Raw genomic sequence first — 22,406 nt, 5'->3', positions numbered from 1 at the left:
TGGAGACACGCCATGGACGCACCGGTCACCGCCGCCGCCGCTGCCATCGACCCGGTCACCCTGGCGGTGATCGAGAAGGGTTTGCAGCAGGTCTGCTCGGAGATGGACCTCGTCCATGAGAAGACCTCGTTCTCCCCCGTCATCTCCGAGGCGTTCGACCGCTCCAACGGCATCTACGGCCTCGGCGACGGGCGCATGATCGCCCAGGGCGAGATCGGCCTGCCCATTTTCCTCGGCGTCATGCAGGAGACGACGCGCGCGGTCATCGAGAACCGGCCGGACCTTCGCGACGGCGACGTCGTCCTCGTCAACGACCCGTACTTCGGCGGCACGCACCTGATGGACGTCAAGATGGTGCGCCCGTTCCACTACCGCGGTCGGCCGTGGTGCTACCTCGCCAACACCGGGCACTGGCCGGACACCGGCGGCATGGTGCCGGGCGGGTTCAACTCCACCGCGACGGAGATCTACCAGGAGGGCCTGCGCATCCCGCCGGTGAAGCTCGTCGAGGACGGGCGGATGAACGACGACATCGTCAAGCTGGTGCTCGCCAACGTGCGCGTCGCCAAGGAGCGCATCGGCGACATCAAGGCCCAGGTCGCGGCGCTCGAGATCGGCGTGAAGCGGCTTACCGCGCTCCTCGACCGGTGGGGCTCGGACACGGTGGAGGCGGCGATCGCCGAGATCGAGGTGCGCGCGGAGCGGCTGATGCGCGCCCACCTGACGGACATCCCGGACGGCACGTACGCCGCGTCCGCCTACATGGACTCCGACGGCGTGGTGGACGCGCCGCTCGAGGTGCGCGTGGTGGCCACCATCGAAGGGTCGGACGTCACGTTCGACTTCGCAGGGTCCTCGCCGCCGTGCGAGGGTCCGATGAACTCGGTCTACGCGTCCACCATGTCGGCGGTCTACGTCGCGCTGAAGCACATCTTCCCGGACGTGCCGATGAACGCGGGCTGCTTCCGCCCCGTCACCGTGCGCGGCACGGAGGGCACGTTCCTGCGCGCCGAGCTGCCGCGGCCCGTGGCAGGGTGCGCGGCGGAGACCTCGCAGCGCATCGGCGAGGCCATCGTGCTCGCCCTCGCCGAGGCGATCCCTGGCAAGTCGTTCGCGGCCGGCGCGGGCTCGTCCGGCAACATCAGCCTCGGCGGCACCGACCCCGAGACCGGTGAGGGGTACATCATGTACAACTTCTCGGGCGGCGGCTACGGCGGCTGGTGGGACGGGGACGGGCTCACCAACGGCTGCTCGTCCATCGGCATCTCCAAGAGCCAGCCCGTCGAGATCCTGGAGCAGCGCTACCCGCTGCTGTTCGAGCGCTACGCGCTGCGTGAGGGCTCGGCCGGCGCGGGCCGCCACCGCGGCGGCTTCGGCGTCGACTACCGGCTGCGCATCCTGCGCGGCAAGGGAAAGGCGTCGTTCCTCATGGAACACGGCCGGTTCGGCCCTCCGGGCATCCTCGGTGGCGAGCCGGGCGAGCCCAACGAGATCCGCATCGGCCAGGGCGATAAGGTGCTGACGCCCGAGCACCTGTCGAAGGGCGAGGGCTACGTGCTGGGACCCGGGGACTGGGTCGAGGTGCGGACGCCGGGCGGCGGCGGCTACGGGCCGGCCGAGGAGCGCGATCCGGAGGCCATCGCCGAGGACCGCCGTCGCGGCTACTTCAGCGGCGACGCCTAAACCGCGACCTCCACCGCACACTTGGTTCTCCGCCGCCCCGCGTCACGTCGGCCCACGGCGTGTGGCTTACTGATGCGGACGGGCGCACCGACTCGACGCGGTGTCGGCCGGTGCGGCGGTGTCGGCGAGCGGCGCGCCGGCGGAGGCCGGCTACCTCGCCACCGCCGGCTCGAGGCGGCGGCCTTCGCCGACGCGCTGATGGTGGACCCTCGGGTACGGCATGCACGACGACCACACCGTGCTCGCTTTGGAGCGCCTCGCGCGGTCCACCGACGAGACCGTCGCTCAGGTGGCGTAGTCCTTCAGCACCTCGTCCGTGTCGCGGCCGAGGGCGCCTCCCGAGCCGGTGACGGCACACCGCGAGCGGCTGAAACGCGGCACGACGCCCTGCATCTTCACCGTGCCGAAGTCGTCGTCCGGTACGTCGACGATCGCACCGCGCGCACGGAACTGCGGATCCTCGTAGATCATGTCGATGGACAGGATCGGTGCCAGCGTCCCGCCCTCGCGCGCGAACGAGGCGACGATCTCGTCGAAGTCGTGCGTCGCGAAGTATTCGCGGAAGACGGCGTCCAGCGCGCCGGTGTTTTCCACGCGAACCTTGTTGTCGGCGAACCGCCGGTCGGTCGCGAGGTCGGGCCGGCCGATGGCCGCAAGGTTGCGCCTGAAGGTGGCGTTGGTGCTTCCCGACAGCGAGACGTGCTTGCCGTCCCGTGTGGGGTAGACGTCCGACGGCGCGGAGTACTGGTTCGCGTTGCCGGTGCGCTGCGGGATCCAGCCGACCTCGCCGTAGCCGATGGTCTGCGAGTCGAGGAGGCGGAACATCGCCTCGGTGAGCGACAGGTCGATCACCTGGCCGTGCCGCTCGGGGTCGTTCGCCACCGACACCAGCGCGACCGCGACCGACATCGCCGCGAACAGCCCGCCGATGGCGTCGCCCATGGGGTAGCCGGAGTGCATGGGCGGCCCGTCCGCCTCGCCGGTGATGTGGGTCAGGCCGGACATCGCCTCGAAGAGCCGCGCGAAGCCCGGGCGCTGCGCCGCCGGCCCGTCCTGGCCGAAGCCGGTGACGCGGGCAAGGACGAGGCTCGGGTTCTCGCCGATGAGGACGTCCGGCCCTAGTCCCCAGCGCTCCAGCGTTCCGGGGCGGAAGTTCTCGATCACCACGTCGAAGTCGCGCACCATCCTGCGGAAGGTCGCCGCGCCGTCGGGGGTGCGCAGGTCGAGCGCCACGAAGCGCTTGCCGCGGTTCGTCGTCTTCCACCACAGCGAGCGACCGTCCTTGAACGGCGGGAAGTGGCGCAGCCCGTCCCCCTCCCCCGGCAGCTCGACCTTGACGACGTCGGCACCGTAGTCGGCGAGGAGCGTGGCGGCGAACGGCGCGGCGATGATCGTCGAGATGTCGAGGACGCGCAGGCCCGCGAGGGGTCCGGTGCGCTTGGGATCGGTCATCGTTGGGTCCGTGGTGCGGTGGAGCGACGCGCGAGGAGGCCGGATGCGACCGGCCACAGGAGGAAGAGCGCGGTGAGCGCGAACAGCGTCGCCGCGATGGGCGAGGCGAAGAAGGCAAGGATGCTGTCGTTCGTGAGGATGAGCCCGCGCCTCAACCCGCTCTCGATCATCGGGCTCAGCACGAAGCCGATCACCACCGGCGCGAGCGGGATCTCCACCCAGCGGAAGGCGAACCCGACGAGGCCCATCACGACAAGGACGGCAAGGTCGAACGAGCTCTGGTTCACCGAATAGGTGCCCACCACGATGAGCACCACGAGGCAGGCGATGAGGAGCGGCTCGGGAAGGCGCAGGATCCTCGAGAACAGCGGGCCGAGCGTGGCGCCCATGACGAACATCACGACGTTCACCACGAACAGCGCCATGAACAGAAAGGTGACCAGCTCAGGCTGCTGCGCGAACAGCGTCGGCCCGGGAATGATGTTCTGGATCGTGAGGGCGCCGAGGAGCACGGCGGTGATGGGGTCGCCGGGCACCCCGAGCGCCAGGGTCGGCACCAGCGCGCCGGCGGTCACCGCGTTGTTCGCCGCCTCGGACGCGACGATCCCGTCCGGCGAGCCGCGGCCGAAGTTGGCCCGGTCCGGCGAGGTGCGCTTGGCCTCCGCGTAGCTGACGAGCGCGGCCGCCGTAGCGCCGACGCCGGGCAGGCTGCCGATGCCCGTCCCGATCAGCGACGACTTCACGAGGAGCCACCAGCGACGCCCGATGTCGCGCAGCGGCGGCATCGCGAAGCGCACGCGCTCCACGATCGCCTCGGGCGGGCCGGCCCGGTCGGCGACGCGCCACAGGACCTCCGACAGGGCGAACAGCCCGACGAGCACCGGGATGAGGGAGAGCCCCGCGGCGAGCTCGAACGAGCCGAAGTCGTAGCGGATGATGCCGGAGATCGGATCCGATCCGATCATCGCGAGGAACAGCCCAAACGCGGCGCCGAACAGGCCCTTCACCAGGCTCTCGCGCGCCACCGACGCGATGCAGGTGAGCGCGAACAGGCCGAGGGCGAAGTACTCGATGGGGCCGAACCTCAGCCCGAACCGCGCCAGCGGCGGCGCGGCCGCGGCGAGGATCGCGCACGCGAGGATGCCGCCGAAGGCGGAGGCGAACGTCGCCCAGCCGAGGGCGAGCGCCGGCTGACCGGCCCGCGCCATCGGGTAACCGTCGAACAGCGTCGCGGCCGACTGCGGCGTCCCCGGCGAGTTGATCAGGATCGCGGGGATGCAACCGCCGTAGACCGAGCCGCAGTAGGTGCCGAGGAGGACGGCGATGGACACCTCCTGCCCCAACACGAACGTGAACGGCAGGATCACGGTGATCCCGAGGACCGAGCCGAGCCCGGGCGTCGCGCCGATGAAGATGCCGTAGAGCGTGCCGAGGAGGATCGCCGCGATCGCCTCGAAGGAGGCGAGCATGCCGAGGGCGGAGAGGAGCGTGTCGGCGGTCATCGCGCGGGATCAGGCACGGTCAGGCACCAGGCCACGCCATCAGGCGCACGCCAAGCAGCTCGGCGAAGACGACCCACGTGACCGCCGCGAAGGCAACGGTGACGGCAAGGGTCGTGAGCGGACGGCGGAAGCCGAGCGCCGTCGCGAAGGCAGGGACGAACAGGAGCACGGCGATCCAGTACCCCACCGCGACGAAGCCGAGCACGAAGGCGAGCACGAGCCCGCCCGCCAGCGCGAGGCGGGGCGCGCTCATCGCGACGAGGCGGCCGGAAGCCGCCGACCGCAGCGAGGCGACGCCACGGGCAGCGATCACGAGCGCGCAGGCGGCGGCGAGGGTGAGCCAGACCCGGGGCATGAGCCCCGCGTCGTAGGCCGCGCCTTCGCCCATCTTATAGTCCGCCGCCGCGGTCATCGCGATGAGCGCGACGGAGCCGGCGAGGAGCACGGTGCCGGCGACGAGGTCGGCGAGCGCGCGGCGCACGGTCTCCGCCAGCGCGTCAGCGGCGCGCCATGCCGAGCGCGTCGATCACCTTGGCGTTCGCCTCGCTGTCGGCGTCGACGGCGGCGCGGAACCCCTCGGGTGGCAGGAACGCGGCGTTGCTCGCCTTCTCGCGCATCTCCGCGGCGAAGTCCTCGCTGGAGGCGGCGGCCTCGCAGGCGTCGGTGAGGCGCGTGCGCGCCTCGTCCGGAATGCCCTTCGGCGCGATGATCCCGCCCCACAGGACGTAGGTCACGTCGTGGCCGGACTCGCGGGCCGGCTTGGCGCCTGGGACGGATGCCATCGGTTCGTCGTCGAAGATCGTGATCGTCTTGAGGTCCTTGCCGACCACCGAGCTGCCGCCGACGATGGCCAAGTCCACGTGGCCGCCCTGCACGGCCGTCGTCGCCCCCGCGTCGCCCTCCATGGGCACGTGACGCATCTTCGCACCGACGTCCTCCAAGAGCCGCACCATGGAGATGTGCGGCAGGCTGCCGGGCCCTGCGGAGGAGTAGGTCAGCGCGTCGGGGTTCGCCTTGGCCTCATCGAGGACGTCCGACAGGTCCTCGAAGGGCGAGTCTTGCGCGGTGGTCAGCACGATGGGCGAGGCGAACACCTGGCAGATGTAGTCGAACGCGTCGAGGTCGTAGCCGACCGGCCTCAGGTGCGGCTGGATGATGAGCGGCGCCGACGGGACCATCGCAATCGTGTAGCCGTCCGCCCGCTCGCGTGCGGTCGCGGTCAGCCCGACCGTGCCGGACGCGCCGGTCCGGTTCACGACGACGATCGTCTCGCCGAGCTCGGCCTCAAGGTGCCGCGCGGTCAGGCGGGCCATGACGTCGGTGATGCCGCCGGCGCCGTAGGGCACCAGCATGGTCACCGGCTTCGTCGGATACTCCGCCGCCTGCGCCCCGGCGGCAAGGGTTGTGGCCAGCGCTGCCGCGCCCACCCATGCAAGATCACGCCTGGAAAACATCGACGCCCTCCCTCTGTGTTGTCGTTTTTGCTTCGTTCGAACGCGGCTGTTCCGGCACCTCGACGCGGCGCGCCACGTAGGGGCTGTCCGCGAGCTGGCCCTCCGGCATCGTCTCGCTGCGGAAGATCTGGCGCAAGTGCACCTCGTCCGGGCCGTCGGCGATGCGGAACATGCGGGCGTAGACGAAGGCGTGGTGAATGATGTGGTCGTCGCTGCCGCCCGCCGCGCCGAAGAGCTGCAGCGCGCGGTCGGCGATGGCCTGGAGGACGCGCGGCACGTGGACCTTCGCCATAGAGATGGCGCGCCAGCTCGCCTTGAACCCCTGCCGGTCGAGGGCGTCGGCCGCGGCGTGCAGGAACGTGCGGGACACCTCGATGTCGATGCGCGCCTCCGCGATCCACTGCTGGACGCTGTCGCGCTCGGCGACCGAGGCGCCGAACGTCCGCCGCTCCGCCACGCGCAGCTTCATGAGGTGCAGCAGCACCTCGGCGAGCCCGATGCAGCGCAGAGCGTGGTGCAGCCGCGCCGGTCCGAGCCGCACCTGCGCGCCCTCGAACCCCCGTCCCTCCTCGCCGAGAAGGTTGGCGCGTGGGACGTGCACCGCGTCGAACACGACTTCGGCGATGGGCGCCGGATGGTCCTGCCACCCCATGAAGCGCAGCTCGCGCAGGACCGTGATGCCGGGCGCGTCGGCCGGCACGAGGACCATGGAGTGGCGCGCGGTGCGCTCGGCCCCCGGGTCGGTGACGCCCATGACGATGTGGAAGTCGAGGTCCGGCCGTGCCGCCCCGGTGATGTACCACTTGCGCCCGTCGATCACGTAATCGTCGCCGTCGCGCTGGATCGTCGTCGCGATGTTGGTGGCGTCGGACGAGGCGACGTCCGGCTCGCTCATGGCGAACGCGGACGAGGCATGCCCCGCGAGGAGCGGATCGAGCCACGCAGCGCGCTGCTCCGGCGTCACCAACGCGTTCAGCATCACCATGTTGGGAAGGTCGGGCGCGTGGCAGTTGAACACGGCGGACGCCCAGGGCAGCCGGCCGAGCAGCTCTGCGATGGGCGCGAAGTCGCAGTTGGTGAGGCCGCGTCCCGGCGCGTCCGCCGGCAGGTCCGCGACGCCGAGGTTCCAGAGGCCGGCCTCGCGCGCCTCGGCGCGGAGCGGCTCGACGACGTCGGCCGTCGCGGTGCCGGACGCGGTGGCCGCCAGCCAGTCGCGGTGCCGGGGTAGGATCCTGTCCTTGAAGAACCGGCGCGCGTCGTCGGCGATGGTCGCGGTGGCACGGGCGTCCATGGTCAGCGGTCCGGGGCTGCGCGCTTCAGGGTGCGCTTGGCGATGTTGAGCTGGTGGATCTGGCTCGTGCCCTCGTAGAGCCTGAAGAGGCGCGCGTCGCGGTAGAGCCGCTCCACGCATGCGTAGTCCGCGACGTAGCCGGCCCCGCCGAAGATCTGCACCGTGCGGTCGGCAACGCGGCCGCACGCCTCCGACGCGTGGTACTTGCAGATCGACGCCTCCATGGTGACGTCCTCGCCGGCGTCGCGGCGACGCGCGGTCTCGAGCACCAGGGCGCGCGCCGTGTGCACGTCCGTCTGGCTGTCGGCGATCATCGCCTGGACGAGCTGGAAGTCGCCGATGGGACGCCCGAACTGACGCCGCGTCAGCGCGTGCCGCACCGCCTCGTCGAGGAGGCGGATCGCCGAGCCCGTGCAGAACGCGGCAAGGTTGATGCGCTGCTTGTTGAGCGCCTTCATCATGGTGTCGAAGCCACGTCCCTCAATGCCGCCGAGGAGGTTCTCCGCCGGGACGCGGCAGTCGTTGAACGTGATCTCGGAGACCGGCGAGCCCTCCTGGCCCATCTTGCGGTAGGGAGGGCCCGGGACGAGCCCTGGCGTCCCGGCCTCGATGAGGAAGGCGCTGAGCGCCCCCTTGTCCGCCCGGTCCGGATCGGTCCGCGCGATCACCGTGAAGAGGTCGGCGATGGGCGCGTTGGTGATGTAGGCCTTGCGCCCGTTCAGCACGTAGGACTCGCCCTCGCGCCGCGCGGTCGTCTCCACGGCGATGGCGTCGGATCCGACGTTCGGCTCGGTGAGGGCGAGGCAGCTCGTCAGCTCGCCCGACGCGAGGCGCGGCAGCCAGGCGCGCCGCTGCGCCTCGGTACCGTCGTGCACGAGCCCCTCCGCGCCGATGCCGGTGTTCGTGCCGGCGCGGGCGCGGAACGCGGTCGCTGCCTGGGCGAGCTCCATGTTGAGGCGTGCGAGCTCCTCGGTGGTGTGGCCGGCGCCGCCGTACTCCCGCGGGATGCTCCAGCCGAAGTAGCCGCGGCTCCGCATCTCATCCACGATCGCCTCGGGGATCGCGTCGCGGGCCGCCACCTCCTCCTCCGCAGGGATCGCCATGTCGCGCACGAACGCACGCAGCGAGGCTAGCGCATCCTCGAACGTCACGTTGATGAGGGGGGTGTCCATCCGTCCCGCTCCTTCGCGGTCTGACGCGCCATTGGCCAGGATGCCCAACGCGTGGGCAAAGCGCAACGCAGCGCCCCAAGACGCCCCGCGACGCTCAGGATCGCACCGCACGGCCGGACACCTGCTCGGCGTTCTCAGCCTGCGGGGCTGGCGATCACCGAGCTCCGCGAGCATCCGACGCGTTCGGCGCGCCGACGATGGCCGCGATGCGGCCACGGGCGGCGCCGACGTCTCCGCCCACGAGGTCGGCAGCAGCGCGCAACGCGGTGCGTGCGGCGACCGGGTTGCAGGCCGCCCACACGAGCGGGTACGTCGCGAGCCCCGTCCCCACGAGGACGAGGCTGCGCGCCAGCGGCTCCTCGCTGGCGAGCGCCGCCCCCACCGCCAGCACCACGCCGGCCATCAGCAGCGACGGCAGCGCCGCCGCGGCGAGGATCGCGAGCTGGCGCCACGGCGGGAAGCCCGACGCGCGCCACACGAGGGTGGCCCCCAGCGGCCAGAGCGCCCATTGGCGGAAGGCGAGCGCGGCGGCGACCCCTGTCAGGCCGAACCCGACGCCCAAGGCGAGCGTAGGCACGGCGACGACGATGGACGTGATGGAGATCAGCGACACGTCCCGCATCCGCCCGCAGCCGACGAGGATGGTCGAGTTGAACGAGGCCACCGGCACGCGCAGCGAGCCGACGGCGAGGAGCTGGAGCATGGGCACGGCCTCGGTCCATCGCTCGCCAAGCATGAGGGGGACGAGCGCCGGCGCCACGACGATGAGGCCGACCATCGCCGGCCAGAACACCCACGTGGTGAGCCGGATGCCGGACGCGATGAGCGCCCGGAGGCGCGCCCGCTCCCCCTGCCAGCGGCTGACCGCCGGGAAGGCGACCGCGGCGGCCGGGGCGCTCAGCACGCTGTGCATCTGGTCGAGCAGCCGGCGCGCCACCGCGTAGAAGCCGAGCGCGGTCGGACCGAGCACCTGGGCGATGACGATGCGGGGCAGCGCGTGCTGGGAGATGTAGGTGAGCCCAAGGTTTTCGACGCGGCGCATGGCGAAGGCGAGCACCTCACGCAGGGTGCCCCGGTCGCCCGTGAAGCCGGGACGCCAGGCGGCGGCGACCGTCAGCACGGTGAGGGACAGGACGCGACGCGTGACCTCGAGGCCGACGAGGCTCCACACCCCGGCTCCCGACAGCGCAAGGGCGACCGCAACGCCCACCGCGACCACCGCGCACGCGCCGCTCGTCGTGGCGAGCGTCGCGAAGCGGGTGCGTCGCACCAGGAGTTGCGTCGGCACCGCGGCAAGCCCGGTGAGGAGGGGCAGCACCGCCATGACGGTGAGGACGTCGCCGAGTTCCTGCACGTCGAACAGGCGTGCAGCGAGGTCGGCGGTCGCGAGGATCGTGCCGAACGCCGCGAGCGCGAGCGTGACGCAGACCGTGAAGGCGGCGCGCTCGTGCCGCCGCGTCACGTCCTGGCGCTGGACGAGGACGTCCGCGGTGTGCCCGCCGACGAAGACGTCGGCGAACCCGGTGAACAGCAGGCCGAGGGCATATATTCCGTACGCCTCCACGCCGAGGAGGCGGACGAGCACCACCGTGCCGGCCATGGCGACGCCGGCCTGCACGAGCTGCCCGCCCGAGGCCCACATCGCCTGGCCGATGAGGCGGCTAGCGGTCGACATGGCGCACCGCCGCTCCCAGCGCTGGCACCGGCTCGCCTCGCCCCTCCCCCAGCGCCCGTGCGACCCTCCGACGGCGGCCCGGCGACAGCACCCCGACGGCGGCGAAGTAGTCCGCAATCGCGGCGCTGGTGAGGAGCGGACCGTGCGCCTGCACGATGTTGGGGTTGGCGAGGCCCGCGTTGCCCTCCACAAGAACCGCGCCGTCCGAGTCGATCGCGATGTCCCAACCGGCGTAGGACAGCCCCGGCACCGCGCCAGCGCACGCCAGCGCAAGGGCGATGACGTCCCGCCAATGGGGCACCGTGCGCCCGGCGATGGGCGCGCCGGTGTCGGGATGGCGGTCGAAGGTGCGGCGCCGCCCGTCCCCGCCAAGCGCGACCGCGCTGCCGAGCCGTCCGCTTGCAAGGTCGAGCGCCGCGACGAGCCCACCCGCCTTGAAGTTGTCCGTCGGCGCCGAGGCGCTCGTCCCGAAGCGATGCGTCGCGCCGAGGAGGAGCGGCGTGGCGTCCCCGAGCCGCCCGGTCAACACACGCACCGTGTTGAGCGCTCCGGGGAAGATCGCCGCGACGTCGGGGTGGGGCTCGATGGCCGCCTCCACGACCATCACACCCGTCCGAGGAACCTCGGCCAGCGATCGCACCGCGAGGACGCCGCGGCCGCCGCTGCCCTCCGCGGGCTTGGCGATCATGCGCGCGGGCAGCACCGCCTCCGGCGCCGCGAACGCGCCGTGGAGCCGCACCGCGCCGTCCTCCACCACCGCGACGAGGTCGGCGGTGCGTGCCGGCACCTGTCCGACGCGGACCGCCTCGTGGAAGGCGCGCTTGTCGCTGAAGACCCGGCTCGCGTCCGGCGCGTTGAGCCGCGGCAGTCGGACCTCCACCTCGACGTCGGTCAGGAACAGCACCGCGTCGTGATCGCCGAAGGGGTAGAGCTCGGCCCGGTTCGACAGGAAGCCGCGGGCGAGGAGGGCCGGCCGCGTCGGCCCGGCGTTCGCGCGCTCGAAGCGCCACAGCGCCTGGTACGGCGCGAGCCGCCGGCGCACGCGGTAGGGAAGCAGGCGCACCGTCGGGACCTACCGTGCGACGATGCGACGGAACAGCGGCCCGACGCGCGGGTCGTCGAGCAGCGTGTCGTAGAACTGGAAGAAGCGTAGGCTCGGGTGGGCGTTGCCCTCGATCACCGTCGGCCCCGCCTCGGTCATCGCGACGTCCCAGCCGACGTAGACGAGCTCCGGGAACGCGTCGCCCAGCGCTCCGACGAGGTCGTGCACCCGGTCCCATCCGGGGACGACCACGCCGGCGATGGGCGCGCCGGTGTCGGGGTGGGCGTCGAGGAAGCGCACCGCGTTGCACTCCACGATGGTCACCGCGCGGTCGAGCGTCCCGGTGGCGACGTCGACCTTCGCCACGAGCCCGCCTGCGCTGAAGTTGTCGACGAGGCCGGAGCCGGCCGTCCCGAACCGGTGCACCGCCGCGGCGAGCACCGGACGCCCCGCAGCGTCGCGCATCATGAGGATGCGGATGGTGTTGAGCGTCGCAGCGTGGATCTCATGGGCGTACGGTGCCTGCACCACGAACGAGGTGGCGATGGCATCCTCGTCCTGGAACCGGTCGAGCTCGTCGAGGGACCGGCACAGGCGGATCGACCGGCCCTTCGAGCCGAGGGTCGGCTTGACGACGATGCGACCGTCGCGTCGCAGTGCTTCGGCCAGCGCGGCCTCGCCGCCGGGTGCGAAGCGCCAGCGTCCGGCGGTCGACACCGCGTAGACCCTCGGCGTCGCGAGCTCGCGGGCGCGCATCAGCTCGGCGAACAGCGCCTTGTTGTCGAGGACGTACGCGTAGTGCCCGTTGAGGCCGTGCAGGGCGGTCTCGCGGTCACGGTTCGTGAGGACCCCGCGGGTGTGTCCGCGGATCTGCCGGTACCAGTCCGCCTCGTTGGGGTGGAAGCCGGCCCACACGTCGCGGGCTCGGGCCAGCAGCGACCGGCCGGACGCCGCACCCTCGCGCAGGTAGGACGGTCCGAACCGCCGCACGAACCGGGCCTGGCGCGCCAGCGGCCTCAGCTGGCGCCGCACGCCACCGATGCGAGACGCGAGGGGCGGACCGGATGATCCTGCGGCGATGGCTGCCCCGTCGTCCACGGCTCAGGCCGCGGTGATGCGCAGGGCCGGCGCCGCGGCGGAGCCACCCCGGGCGAGAAGGTCGCCGAACGCCCGCTCGGCGGACGGCGGATCGAACACGTCGAACCCGCCTTCAGGGTAGAACGTGAGCTCGCCGAACACCACGCCGCGGGCGGTGTCGTAGAGGTCGACGCGGCAGAAGTCGAAGGGTGCGGCGAGCGTCGCCGCGACGTCGAGCATCTCACCCAGGCGGTCCGGCCGGGCGATGTTGCCGGCGTAGACCGGCGCGCGCCGGCGCTTGATCGGCAGCCGCCGCCAGGTCGTGTCGAACATCGTCTTCGTGCGCAGCCCGCCGTCCTCGCGCACGACCATGATGGCCTCCGGCTTCCCGTGGAAGGCGAAGATCTTGAGCTCGCGCAGCCCATCAGGGCCATCGGACGGCAGGAACTCCTCCACCAGCACGGCCGGAGGCACATCCTTGTAGGCCGGCTCGCGGTGGCGCCGCCAATGGTTCTGAGACAGCCTGTCCGCCAGGGCGAGGCGCGTGCCGACCCAGTCGAACGTCGCGCGGTCGTGGCACAGGAAGACGCCCCCGAAGTCGTGGTTGGACTTCACGACGAAGCGCTCGTCCGGGATCCGGCCCGGGCCCACGTCCGCCAAGCGGTTCGTGCTGAGGATCAGGCGGGTCAGGACGTGCGCGCCGACCGCGTCACGCACGTAGTCGCGCACCGCGATCTTGTCGGCGCAGCGGGTCTCGAGCGGCGATGGCGGACGCAGCTTCTTGGCGTTGAGCCGCTCGCTGAGCCCCCTCGGGCGGTCGAGGTCGAGGGGCAGTCCGACCTTGTCGGCGAACTGGCGAGTGACGAGCGCGCGGGTCGGCTCGCGGTCCATCGCCCGGTAGCGCCGCGCCCTCGCCAGCACAAAGCCGGTGCGCAAGGCGTCGGGCGCCACGGCCGCGGCACCGCGCAGGACGGCCTGCTTCGCGGACGATCGCCCCGCCTCGAGCTCGGGCGCCCTGGCGAGGGCGGCGTCGTCGATGGGTCGCACCGGAGCCACGGCGTAATACCGATCGTCGGTGGCCCGCGCCGCGCGCGCGGCGCGCAGGGCGCGCGGACCGGCAAGGGCGAGGAGGATGCGGGCAAGCGCCGTCGGCTGCGGGCGCTCGGCGTCACGCATCAGGGTGAGCCTGAGCTGGTGGGTGACCGAGTGCATCAGGTTGCCGAGAACCTCGTCGCCGAGCGGGCGGTCGAACGTCAGGACGGCGCGGCGGAACGCCCGCGCCTGGGCGAGCGAGGCGAAGCGGGAACGCGCCCCGTGCTCGAACACGGCTCGCAGCGCGCTGCGCTCCTGCGCGACCAGTTCGACGACACCGGCCGCCCTGGCCTCGGCCGCCGCCGCCGTCATGTCCTCCGTCGCCTCCGCCCAAAGTCCCTTGCGGCCCATGGCGGCGCTGCGTTGGAGCAGCGCGGTCACCGTTTGACGCGACGTCAGCGGCTCCTCCCCCGACACATCGCAGTAGGACGACAGCGGCTCGCGTGCGCGCACCTCGCCGAAGAGGCGGTACGCGTAGCTTCGCCACGTCTCCTCGATCTGCGCCGCGTTGACTCGAGCGGACTGCGGCCCCCGCGTCCTGTCGTGATGGCGTTGGTGGAAGACGACGCGGGGGACGGCGACCCCATGATACCGCTTCACCATGCGCAGGATCATCTCGTAATCCTGCGAGCGGGCGAAGCTTTCGTTGAACGGGCCGATGGCGGCGAGGCAGTCGCGCCGAACGAGCGTGGCGCACTGCCAGATGAAGAAGTCCTCGAGTAACTTCAGATAGAGCGCCTGACGATCGCGGGCCGCGTACGCGATGCACGGCGGCGACAACGGCGACGGCCACGCGCCGGTGAACTTGTCCACGAGGCCGTAGGCGAAGGCGGCGTCCGGCTCGTCGTGCAACGCGTTGTACAGCGTGCTCAACGCATCAGGGACTGCGATGTCGTCGTCGTCGAAGAACCATAGGAGGGGTTGGGTGGCATGCGCCATCCCGCGGTTCATCGCCGATGCCTTGCCGCCATTCTCCTTGCGGACCAACTCGATGGCACTGCCGAACCCGGCTAGGACCGAGCGCGTGTCGTCGATCGAACCGTCATCGACCACCACGATCTGTCGCGGCGGCGTCGTCTGCGACAGCAGGCTCTCGAGCGACTCACCGATGAGGTCAGCGCGATTGTAGGTCGGAACGATCGCGCTCACCGGGCGCGACTGCAGTCCGATAACCATAACACCCCTTCAACTTACACCGGCGCACCAACACACCCTTACACGCTAAGGGTGTTAACACGGGACGTCCCGAAGGAAAGCGAAAGATTGATGAAGCTACGAGAAACCCTCGATGAAGCCCCGGATGGGAGGTCGTTGCGCCGACGCGTAACGATCCCTCCGCCTTGGTGCAACGCACCTATGGTGCAGGGAGTTCACTGGGCCATCGGATTCATGCACGGAGGGGCTGGTAGGCGCACACGGACTCGAACCGTGGACCCGCTGATTAAGAGTCAGCTGCTCTACCAACTGAGCTATGCGCCCCCGAAGGCGCGGACATAGGCGCCAAGTGCGGGGGCGTCAACCGCACAGGGGTGTCAGGCGTCGCGGCCCGTGGACTTCTTCAGATAACACCCGGTGATGCGCCACGAGCCGTCCGGCTGCTGAGCGAGCGTGTAGAGCGCCATCCAAGACCGGCCATCGGCGTCGGAGAACATCACCTCCTGGGCAAACGAGGCCTCCTCCGTGGCGCTGTGGCGGAGGAAGACCGGGGAGCGCGCCTCCGCCACCGGCGCATAGCCGCGGCGCACCATGGTCATGAAGCGCTGCGGCGTCGGGAACAGGCGCTGGATGGCCGGGGCGGCGTAGGAGTACGCCTCGGCGGCGTCGCCGTCGCGCAGCGCCTCCATCTGCGCGAGGATGGTCTTGCGCACCTCCGCGGGATCGGCGGCGGCCGGACCGACCGTGGCGAGGCCGAGGACGGCCGCAAGGATGAACGAGACCGTTTTCATGGGCGAACTCCGTTTGGCCGAGGCGGTCGGCGGGGTCAGCTCGTTGCCGGACCGGGGTGCAAGCCCCAGGCCAGCGGACCATGACGGAAGCCTCAGAGGAGGCGAACGCGGCCGACCGCCGCAGCGTAGGACGCCGGCTAACCCAGAAGCTCGCGTGCGACCTCCGCGAGTTGCGGACCGAGATCCGGCCGGTCGAGCCCGTAGGCGAGGTTCGCCGCGAGGAAGCCGATCTTGGAGCCGCAGTCGTAGGTCGTCCCCTTGAAGCGCAGGCCCTTGAAGCCGTCCTCGCGCATGAGGGTCAGCATCGAATCCGTCACTTGGATCTCGCCGCCGGCGCCCTTCTCCTGGCGCGACAGAAGGTCGAAGATGCGCGGCTTCAGGATGTAGCGCCCGGTGATGATGAGGTTGGACGGCGCGCTCCCCGCCTTCGGCTTCTCCACCATGCCGGTGACGTCGAACACGTCGCCGCTGCCCGCGATCTCGACCACGCCGTACTGATCGGTGCGATCCTCCGGGACCTCCTCCACGGCGATGACGTTGGTGCCGTGCTCGTTGTAGACGTCCATCATCTGAGCCATCACGCCACGCTCGGCCTTGATGATGACGTCCGGCAGGAGGAGCGCGAACGGCTCGTCACCGACGAGGTGGCGCGCGCACCACACCGCGTGGCCGAGGCCGAGGGGGGCCTGCTGGCGCGTGAAGGACACGTTGCCCGCCGCCGGCAGCTCCGTCCGCAGCGTCTCAAGGGGCTCCGTCTTGCCGCGCTCGCCGAGCGTCCACTCGAGCTCGAAGGCGGTGTCGAAGTGGTCCTCGATGACGCCCTTGTTGCGCCCCGTCACGAAGACGAACTGCTCGATGCCGGCCTCCAGCGCCTCGTCCACCACGTACTGCAGCACGGGGCGGTCGACGACGGTCAGCATCTCCTTGGGCATCGCCTTGGTCGCGGGCAGGAAGCGGGTGCCGAGGCCGGCGACCGGCAGGACGGCTTTGCGGACGGGCTGCATGGTGGGCCTTTAAAGGGTTGGGTCGAGGCGGGCTCAGGTCTTACTGCGTAGCAGCCGATAGCGGAACATGCGCTCCAGCGTCAGCCCCACGAGCGGCGCGCCGATGACCCAGGCGAAGTAGTAGCTCGGCGAGAAGAACCCGGACTCGAACTCGGGAAAGTAGTACGTGCGCGTCAACTCCGTCGAGTGCAGGAACGGGTTCCACCACAGGACCTCCTGGATCTTCGGTGGCAACGACTCGGCCGTGTAGAACATTCCGGAGCAGATGTTGAGCGGCGCGGTCGCCATGGCAAAGATGAAGCCCCAGAACTTGAACCAGGTCTTGATCACCATGTTGAGGCAGGCGAAGCCCAGCGCGATGCAGGCGTTGCACACCGCGGGCACGATCGACAGGAGCAACGCCTCGGGCTCGTCGGTGCCGTAGAAGAAGTGGAACATCGCCGTGATGACGAGGTAGAGCGCCAAAACCGCGAGGAAGTTGGCGAGGATGCCGCCCATCACGAGGTCGATCGGCTGGATCTGGGGCAGGACGAGCGCCCGCTTCATCTTCCGGGCTGCGCGCTCGGCGCTGCTGACGCCGCCGCGAAACATGGACAGCGGCAGCGTGCCGGTCATGATGAAGAGCATGAGGTAGTCGCCCATGCCGGGCACGCGCATCTTGATGGTCGCGAAGACGACGCTCATCACGCACATCATCGCGAACGGCTCGAGGACCATCGCGAACAGTCCGATGGGCGACTCGGCATGCTTGGACTGCGTGTCGCGCTGGGCAACGCTGTAGACGACGCGGGCGGTGCTCGTCAGGGACGCGGCGATCGAAGCCATCGAGGCTCCCGTTTACGGAACAGTCTTTCGGTGCGGTCGGAAGCGCGCCGCGACGGAGTCGTGCTCGCGCGGATAGCACGGATCGGCGTCGAGGACATCGGCCCACGCGCGGCGCAGGTGGTCGGCCTCGGCGGCACGCTCGTGCTGCCAGACAGCGCCGCCCCGAGCAAGGAGGTCCGCGCTACGCCGCTGGCCGATGGTGACGCTCTCGTCGTGGACCGCGACGGACTCAGGGATCAGGCGATTGACGAGCCCCGCACGCCGGGCGCGCAGGCACAGGTCGACGTCGTTGAGGAGGACGGCGTAGCGCACCGCATCGAAGCCGCCGAGGGCGAGGAACACCTCGCGGCGCATCGCCATCAGCGCGCCCGTCACCGCGACGACCTCGCTTGGCAGGCGTTGGCGGTCCCGGTGGCCCGCGGCCCGCGCCGGCAGGAAGCGCTCGGCGTGCCGTACCCGCGCCTCGCCGGCGAGGACGAGGCCGGCATGCTGGACGCGCCCGTTGGGATAGAGGAGGCGCGCGCCGGCCGCCCCCGTCGCAGGGTCCACCGCCGCGGTGGCAAGCGGCGCGAGCCAGCCCGGCTCCACGAAGGCGACGTCGTTGTTGGCGAATACGAGGACGTCCCCCTGCGCCTCCCTCGCTGCAGCGTTGCACAGCGCGGCGAAGTTGAACGGCCGGGGGTCGCGGCGCACGCGCATCGTCTGCGCCGCCTCCTCGAGGAGCGCCAGCGCCTCCGGGTCGCGGGTGCCGTTGTCGACGAGGATGACGTCGAACGGCGCGTAGGCGGTCTGCGACAGCGTCGCGAGGTAGCGCGCAAGGTGCCGAGGAGCGTCCCGCGTCGCGGTGATCACGGTGACGCTGGGCCCCCTCGCCAGGGGACGCGTCCGGACGAGCGGCGCCGGGCGGACCGGTCGACGCCAGCCGGCCACGGCGACGGCCGCGCGCAGGAGGCGATCCCGCGGCTCCGCGAGCGGGCCGAGCCTGCGAACCTCGAGGCGCGGGACGACGACGGTGCCGCGCTGCTCGCGGGGGCGGAACAGGAGGCGTGTCGTCGGGACCGTGATGCGCAGCGCAGCTGCGTAAACTCCGGACCGGGGGCGCAGCACCGCCAGCCGGTCCCGCGGCGAGGTTGCAGCAGGAGAGAGCAGCGAAGGATCCACGAGCGCATGGTGGCCGCCAGCGTCGAGGATGGTCGCCTCGACCCTGTGCCATCCCGGAGCCAACGCCGGCTCGAACGCGAGGGCGAGGACGCCGGCCTCGCCCACCTCGAGCCGCGCTCCGTCGACGTCGACCGCCTCGGCCTCCGCGATGGGCGCGGCCCAACCGGCGGGCGTTGCCGGGCGCGTCCGGGAGGCGGTGGCAAGGCGCGGGGGTTGGCGCACCGGACCGAGCCGCCAGTCCGGCATGAGGGTGTTCCAAGGGGCGATGGGGCTCAGACGCGGGTCGACGTTCGTCCACCCATCCTCGACGGGCCAGAGGCGCACCTCGCCGAGCTGTTCGTCCGCCGCGAAGATGACGGTCCCGTCGTCGCTCGCGCGCAGCGGGACGGTCCCCACGGACGTCTCAACCGCCACCCGCACGGGGACGTCCGCGCACGGCTCGAGGCGCCACGCCCCCGGCGCGAGGCTGTTCAGGCCGCGCCAAGTCGCCGCGGCCGGGCTAGGTGCGGTCGCCGCAAGGGACGACGTCAGAACGCGAACTTGCCCGCCTCCGCGAGCGTCGGCAGGGCCCGGTCCTTGTCCGACAGCACCGCGCCGGCCGCGGAGCCGCCCCAGTCGATGGCAAGGTCCGGATCGTCGAAGCGGATGCCCCGCTCGCTGCTGCGGTCGTAGAGGCCGTCGACCTTGTAGGCGACCATGGTGTCGGGCACGAGCGTGCGGAAGCCGTGCGCGAAGCCGCGGGGCACCACCATCTGCAGGCCGTTGTCCACCGACAGCTCGGCCGAGACCCAACGTCCGTAGGTGGCCGACCCCTGCCGCAGGTCCACGGCGACGTCGAGGAGCGCGCCGGCCAGCGCGCGGACGAGCTTGGCCTGCGGGTGGGGGGCAACCTGGAAGTGCAGCCCGCGGACGGTGCCCGCACGGTGCGAGAGGCTCTGGTTGTCCTGCACGAAGTCGAACGCGAGGCCCGCCTCGGCCATGCGGGGTCCGTGCCAGGTCTCCTCGAGCCAGCCGCGGTCGTCGGTGTAGCGGCGGGGACGCACCAGCACCACGTCCGCGATGTTCAAGGGGATGATGTCCACCGGGGCCTCGTCGATGCAGTTGGGTCGCCGCGCCTGAGCGTGTAGGACGCTATGCTCAAGCGGGTAAAGTTAGTTTGGACGACGCGTGAGCCGACCCCTCATCCTGTTCGACCTCACACGGCTCCTGTCGGCCTCCGGGCGCTCCGCGCCGACCGGGATCGAGCGCGTGGAGTTCGCCTACGCGCGCTGGCTGAGCGGGCTGCCGCGCGAGGACGTGCGCTTCGTCATCACGATGCCCGGCGCGGTGCGACTCATCGCCGACGGCGCGGTGCCAGCCTTCCTCGACCGGCAGGCGGACGTGTGGGAGCGCGGTGCGCAGGGCTTCCCGGCGGCCCAGGCCATCCACAACGTCAACGACTTCCTCGCTGGCGACGCCGCGCCGCGCCCGCCGCACCTAGGCCACGTCTCCGTGGAGGAGCGTGCCCACCGCAAGGCTCGCCGCGTGGCGTCGCGGCGGTCCGGCAACTCGCGCTTCTCCAACTGGGCCCGAGAGATGGCGTCGGCGTGGGCGCGCGAGGCGCTGAGCCCGCTCCTGCGTCAGGCGCAACTCAAGCGACCAGTGGTCTACCTGCGCGCCTCCCTCGACCGGCTCGAGCGACCCGAGCCCGTGGAGCGGCTGAAGTCGGCCGGCGGCGTCGCCATGATCTGCCTGTGCCACGACGCCATTCCCATCGACTTCCCCGAGTTCGTCCGGCCGACCACCGTCATGCAGTGCGCCTCGCGCTACAAGACCGTTGCGGCGCACGCGGACGGGCTGATCGCCACCTCGCGGTACTGCGCCGACCGCGTCGCTCCGCTCCTCGGCCGCCGCACGCCGCCGATGCTCGTTTCCCACATCGGCTGCGACGCGTCGGTGCCGGTGGATCCGGACCTGCCGCCGCTCCTCGACGAGCCCTACTTCCTCGTCGTCTCCACCATCGAGGCCCGGAAGAACCACGCACTTTTGTTCAACGTGTGGCGGCGCATGGCGGCCGACCTCGGGTCCGCTGCCCCCAAGCTCATCGTCGCCGGCAAGCGCGGCTGGGAGGCGCAGTCCCCCATCGCCATGCTCGACCGCGCGACGGACTTGTCCAACCACGTCTACGAGGCCGGCGCGGTGCCCGACGGCGCGCTGGCCGTCCTGCGACGGCACGCGACCGCGGTCCTCATGCCCTCGTTCGTGGAGGGGTTCGGCATGCCCGTCACCGAGGCGTTGTGCTGCGACACGCCCGTCATCGCCTCCGACATCCCCGTGTTCCGTGAGATCGTCGGACACGCGGCCGAACTCATCGACCCCCTCGACGGTCCCGCCTGGATGGCCGCGATCCTCGACTACGCGACGCCGGGGTCGCGGCGACGTGCGGCTGCGGTCGACCATGCCAGGGCCTTCCGCCCGCCGGGGTGGTCGGACCACTTCGCCGCGGTCCGGCCGTTCCTCGAGGAGGTCGGCGATCGCGCGAGGGTGCCGACGACGCCACGCAGGACGGTACGCCTCGCGAGCGCGACGGCGTCCCCCTCCGCCTCGGCACGGACCGTGTTCTGACAGCTCTGCCCTGCGCGCGGCAGAGCTGGGTGCTGGCCTCTGCGCCTATGTTCGCGGTGCTCCATCCGCTATCAGACGGGCGCCGCCGGCCGTAGCGGCGCGATGGGGGAACGGTTTGAGCGCGATCATCGACATCAACGCACGGGAGATCCTCGACAGCCGCGGCAACCCGACGGTGGAGGTCGACGTGACGCTGGAGGACGGCGCTCACGGCCGCGCCGCGGTGCCCTCGGGGGCCTCGACGGGGGCCTACGAGGCGGCGGAGCGCCGGGACGGCGGCGACCGGTTCGGCGGCAAGGGGGTGAAGGCGGCCTGCGAGGCGGTGAACGGCGAGCTGTTCGACGCGCTGTCCGGCCTCGAGGCGCAGCGTCAGCGCCACATCGACGGGGTGATGACCGCCCTCGACGGCACACCCAACAAGGGCCGGCTCGGCGCGAACGCCATCCTCGGCGTCTCGCTCGCGGTGGCGCACGCCGCCGCCCGCTCCGCCGGGCTGCCGCTCTACCGCTACGTCGGCGGCATCAACGCTACGCTCTTGCCCGTGCCGATGATGAACATCCTCAACGGCGGCGCCCACGCGGACAACCCCATCGACTTCCAGGAGTTCATGGTGATGCCGGTCGGCTACCCCTCCTTCGGCGAGGCGCTGAGGGCGGGGGCGGAGATCTTCCAGGCGCTGAAGTCGAAGCTGAAGTCGGCAGGGCACAACACCAACGTCGGTGACGAGGGCGGCTTCGCCCCCAACCTGCCCTCGGCGCGCGCGGCCCTCGACATCATCATGGAGGCGGGCGCGGCGGCCGGCGCACGCATGGGCGAGGACGTCTTCATCGCCCTCGATTGCGCCGCCACCGAACTGGTCGCGGACGGCCAGTATCGCCTGGAGGGGGAACAGCGCACGCTGCAGCCCTCCAAGATGGTGGACTACCTCGCCGAGCTCGTCGACGGCTATCCGATCATCTCCATCGAGGATGGGATGGGTGAGGACGACTGGGACGGCTGGGCGCTCCTCACCGAGCGGATCGGCTCACGCTGCCAGCTCGTCGGCGACGACCTCTTCGTCACCAACGAGGCGCGCCTCGCCGAGGGCATCGAGCGACGGGTCGGCAACGCGATCCTCGTCAAGGTCAACCAGATCGGCACCCTGACGGAGACGCTCGACACGGTGGACCTCGCGCACCGCTCGGGCTACCGCGCGGTGATGAGCCACCGCTCGGGCGAGACCGAGGACACCACCATCGCCGACCTCGCCGTCGCCACCCAGTGTGGCCAGATCAAGACGGGCTCGCTCGCCCGATCGGACCGCACGGCGAAGTACAACCAGCTATTGCGGATCGAGGAGATGCTGGGCTTCAGCGCCCGCTACGCTGCGCGGGGCTTGCCGGTGGGGGTGCCCGCTCGTTGAGCCTCGGCCCAGCCCGCTCCTTTA

The 22,406-nt window shown here is 71.3% G+C and carries 18 protein-coding genes and 1 tRNA gene; 3 read left to right on the top strand and 16 right to left on the bottom strand.

Features of this window, described 5'->3' with window-relative positions; all coding sequences use genetic code 11:
* Positions 1–12: 12 nt before the first annotated feature.
* Complete coding sequence (locus ACOOE8_RS17300; RefSeq protein ID WP_420392645.1) at positions 13–1,683, top strand: hydantoinase B/oxoprolinase family protein; 1,671 nt, start codon at positions 13–15, stop codon at positions 1,681–1,683.
* A gap of 285 nt (positions 1,684–1,968) precedes the next feature.
* Here ACOOE8_RS17300 and ACOOE8_RS17295 read toward each other — a convergent pair whose 3' ends face one another.
* The 16 genes from ACOOE8_RS17295 to rfbC all read right to left on the bottom strand — a co-directional run bounded on the left by ACOOE8_RS17295 (position 1,969) and on the right by rfbC (position 19,458).
* A complete protein-coding gene (locus ACOOE8_RS17295) occupies positions 1,969–3,135 on the bottom strand; it encodes a CaiB/BaiF CoA transferase family protein (protein WP_420392644.1) in 1,167 nt (388 codons plus the stop codon).
* On the bottom strand, positions 3,132–4,637 hold the full coding sequence (locus ACOOE8_RS17290; protein WP_420392643.1) for a tripartite tricarboxylate transporter permease: 1,506 nt from the start codon (positions 4,635–4,637) through the stop codon (positions 3,132–3,134). Before ACOOE8_RS17290 ends, ACOOE8_RS17295 begins: the two co-directional genes overlap by 4 nt.
* A gap of 19 nt (positions 4,638–4,656) precedes the next feature.
* Positions 4,657–5,118 carry a tripartite tricarboxylate transporter TctB family protein gene (locus ACOOE8_RS17285; RefSeq protein ID WP_420392642.1) on the bottom strand — a complete coding sequence of 154 codons (462 nt, stop codon included), beginning with the start codon at positions 5,116–5,118 and terminating at the stop codon, positions 4,657–4,659.
* A 16-nt stretch (positions 5,119–5,134) separates the two neighbouring features.
* On the bottom strand, positions 5,135–6,091 hold the full coding sequence (locus ACOOE8_RS17280; RefSeq protein ID WP_420392641.1) for a tripartite tricarboxylate transporter substrate binding protein: 957 nt from the start codon (positions 6,089–6,091) through the stop codon (positions 5,135–5,137).
* Positions 6,075–7,382 carry an acyl-CoA dehydrogenase family protein gene (locus tag ACOOE8_RS17275; protein WP_420392640.1) on the bottom strand — a complete coding sequence of 436 codons (1,308 nt, stop codon included), beginning with the start codon at positions 7,380–7,382 and terminating at the stop codon, positions 6,075–6,077. Before ACOOE8_RS17275 ends, ACOOE8_RS17280 begins: the two co-directional genes overlap by 17 nt.
* 2 nt (positions 7,383–7,384) lie before the next feature.
* Positions 7,385–8,554: an acyl-CoA dehydrogenase family protein gene (locus ACOOE8_RS17270; RefSeq protein WP_420392639.1), complete on the bottom strand. Its 1,170-nt coding sequence runs from the start codon at positions 8,552–8,554 to the stop codon at positions 7,385–7,387.
* Positions 8,555–8,708: 154 nt separating this feature from the next.
* Positions 8,709–10,229 (bottom strand): oligosaccharide flippase family protein, encoded by a 1,521-nt coding sequence (locus ACOOE8_RS17265; RefSeq protein ID WP_420392638.1) that lies wholly within the window; start codon positions 10,227–10,229, stop codon positions 8,709–8,711.
* Entirely contained in the window at positions 10,216–11,292 is a 1,077-nt protein-coding gene (locus ACOOE8_RS17260) for a sugar-transfer associated ATP-grasp domain-containing protein (protein WP_420392637.1), read from the bottom strand. The genes ACOOE8_RS17265 and ACOOE8_RS17260 overlap by 14 nt, the downstream gene beginning before the upstream one ends.
* A gap of 9 nt (positions 11,293–11,301) precedes the next feature.
* Positions 11,302–12,369: a sugar-transfer associated ATP-grasp domain-containing protein gene (locus tag ACOOE8_RS17255; protein ID WP_420392636.1), complete on the bottom strand. Its 1,068-nt coding sequence runs from the start codon at positions 12,367–12,369 to the stop codon at positions 11,302–11,304.
* A gap of 3 nt (positions 12,370–12,372) precedes the next feature.
* Positions 12,373–14,616, bottom strand: a complete 2,244-nt coding sequence (locus ACOOE8_RS17250) for an ATP-grasp fold amidoligase family protein (protein ID WP_420392635.1) — start codon at positions 14,614–14,616, stop codon at positions 12,373–12,375.
* A gap of 227 nt (positions 14,617–14,843) precedes the next feature.
* Positions 14,844–14,919, bottom strand: a tRNA-Lys gene (locus ACOOE8_RS17245).
* 53 nt (positions 14,920–14,972) lie between these two features.
* On the bottom strand, positions 14,973–15,386 hold the full coding sequence (locus ACOOE8_RS17240) for a DUF4864 domain-containing protein (protein ID WP_420392634.1): 414 nt from the start codon (positions 15,384–15,386) through the stop codon (positions 14,973–14,975).
* Positions 15,387–15,523: 137 nt separating this feature from the next.
* A complete protein-coding gene (gene galU, locus ACOOE8_RS17235; protein WP_420392633.1) occupies positions 15,524–16,390 on the bottom strand; it encodes a UTP--glucose-1-phosphate uridylyltransferase GalU in 867 nt (288 codons plus the stop codon).
* Positions 16,391–16,423: 33 nt separating this feature from the next.
* On the bottom strand, positions 16,424–17,215 hold the full coding sequence (locus ACOOE8_RS17230; RefSeq protein ID WP_420392632.1) for an ABC transporter permease: 792 nt from the start codon (positions 17,213–17,215) through the stop codon (positions 16,424–16,426).
* 12 nt (positions 17,216–17,227) lie between these two features.
* Positions 17,228–18,796, bottom strand: coding sequence for a glycosyltransferase family 2 protein (locus tag ACOOE8_RS17225; protein ID WP_420392631.1), 1,569 nt, complete (start codon positions 18,794–18,796; stop codon positions 17,228–17,230).
* A 107-nt stretch (positions 18,797–18,903) separates the two neighbouring features.
* Entirely contained in the window at positions 18,904–19,458 is a 555-nt protein-coding gene (gene rfbC, locus ACOOE8_RS17220) for a dTDP-4-dehydrorhamnose 3,5-epimerase (protein ID WP_420392630.1), read from the bottom strand.
* Positions 19,459–19,543: 85 nt separating this feature from the next.
* Between rfbC and ACOOE8_RS17215 the strand changes: the two genes are divergently transcribed.
* Entirely contained in the window at positions 19,544–20,980 is a 1,437-nt protein-coding gene (locus tag ACOOE8_RS17215; RefSeq protein ID WP_420392629.1) for a glycosyltransferase family 4 protein, read from the top strand.
* A gap of 115 nt (positions 20,981–21,095) precedes the next feature.
* A complete protein-coding gene (gene eno / locus ACOOE8_RS17210; RefSeq protein WP_420392628.1) occupies positions 21,096–22,382 on the top strand; it encodes a phosphopyruvate hydratase in 1,287 nt (428 codons plus the stop codon).
* Positions 22,383–22,406: the final 24 nt, after the last annotated feature.

This window comes from Acuticoccus sp., assembly GCF_965213555.1.
GTDB lineage: Bacteria > Pseudomonadota > Alphaproteobacteria > Rhizobiales > Amorphaceae > Acuticoccus.
The sequence above is the reverse complement of the archived record's forward strand: the minus strand, read 5'-3'. Positions and strand labels throughout refer to the sequence as shown.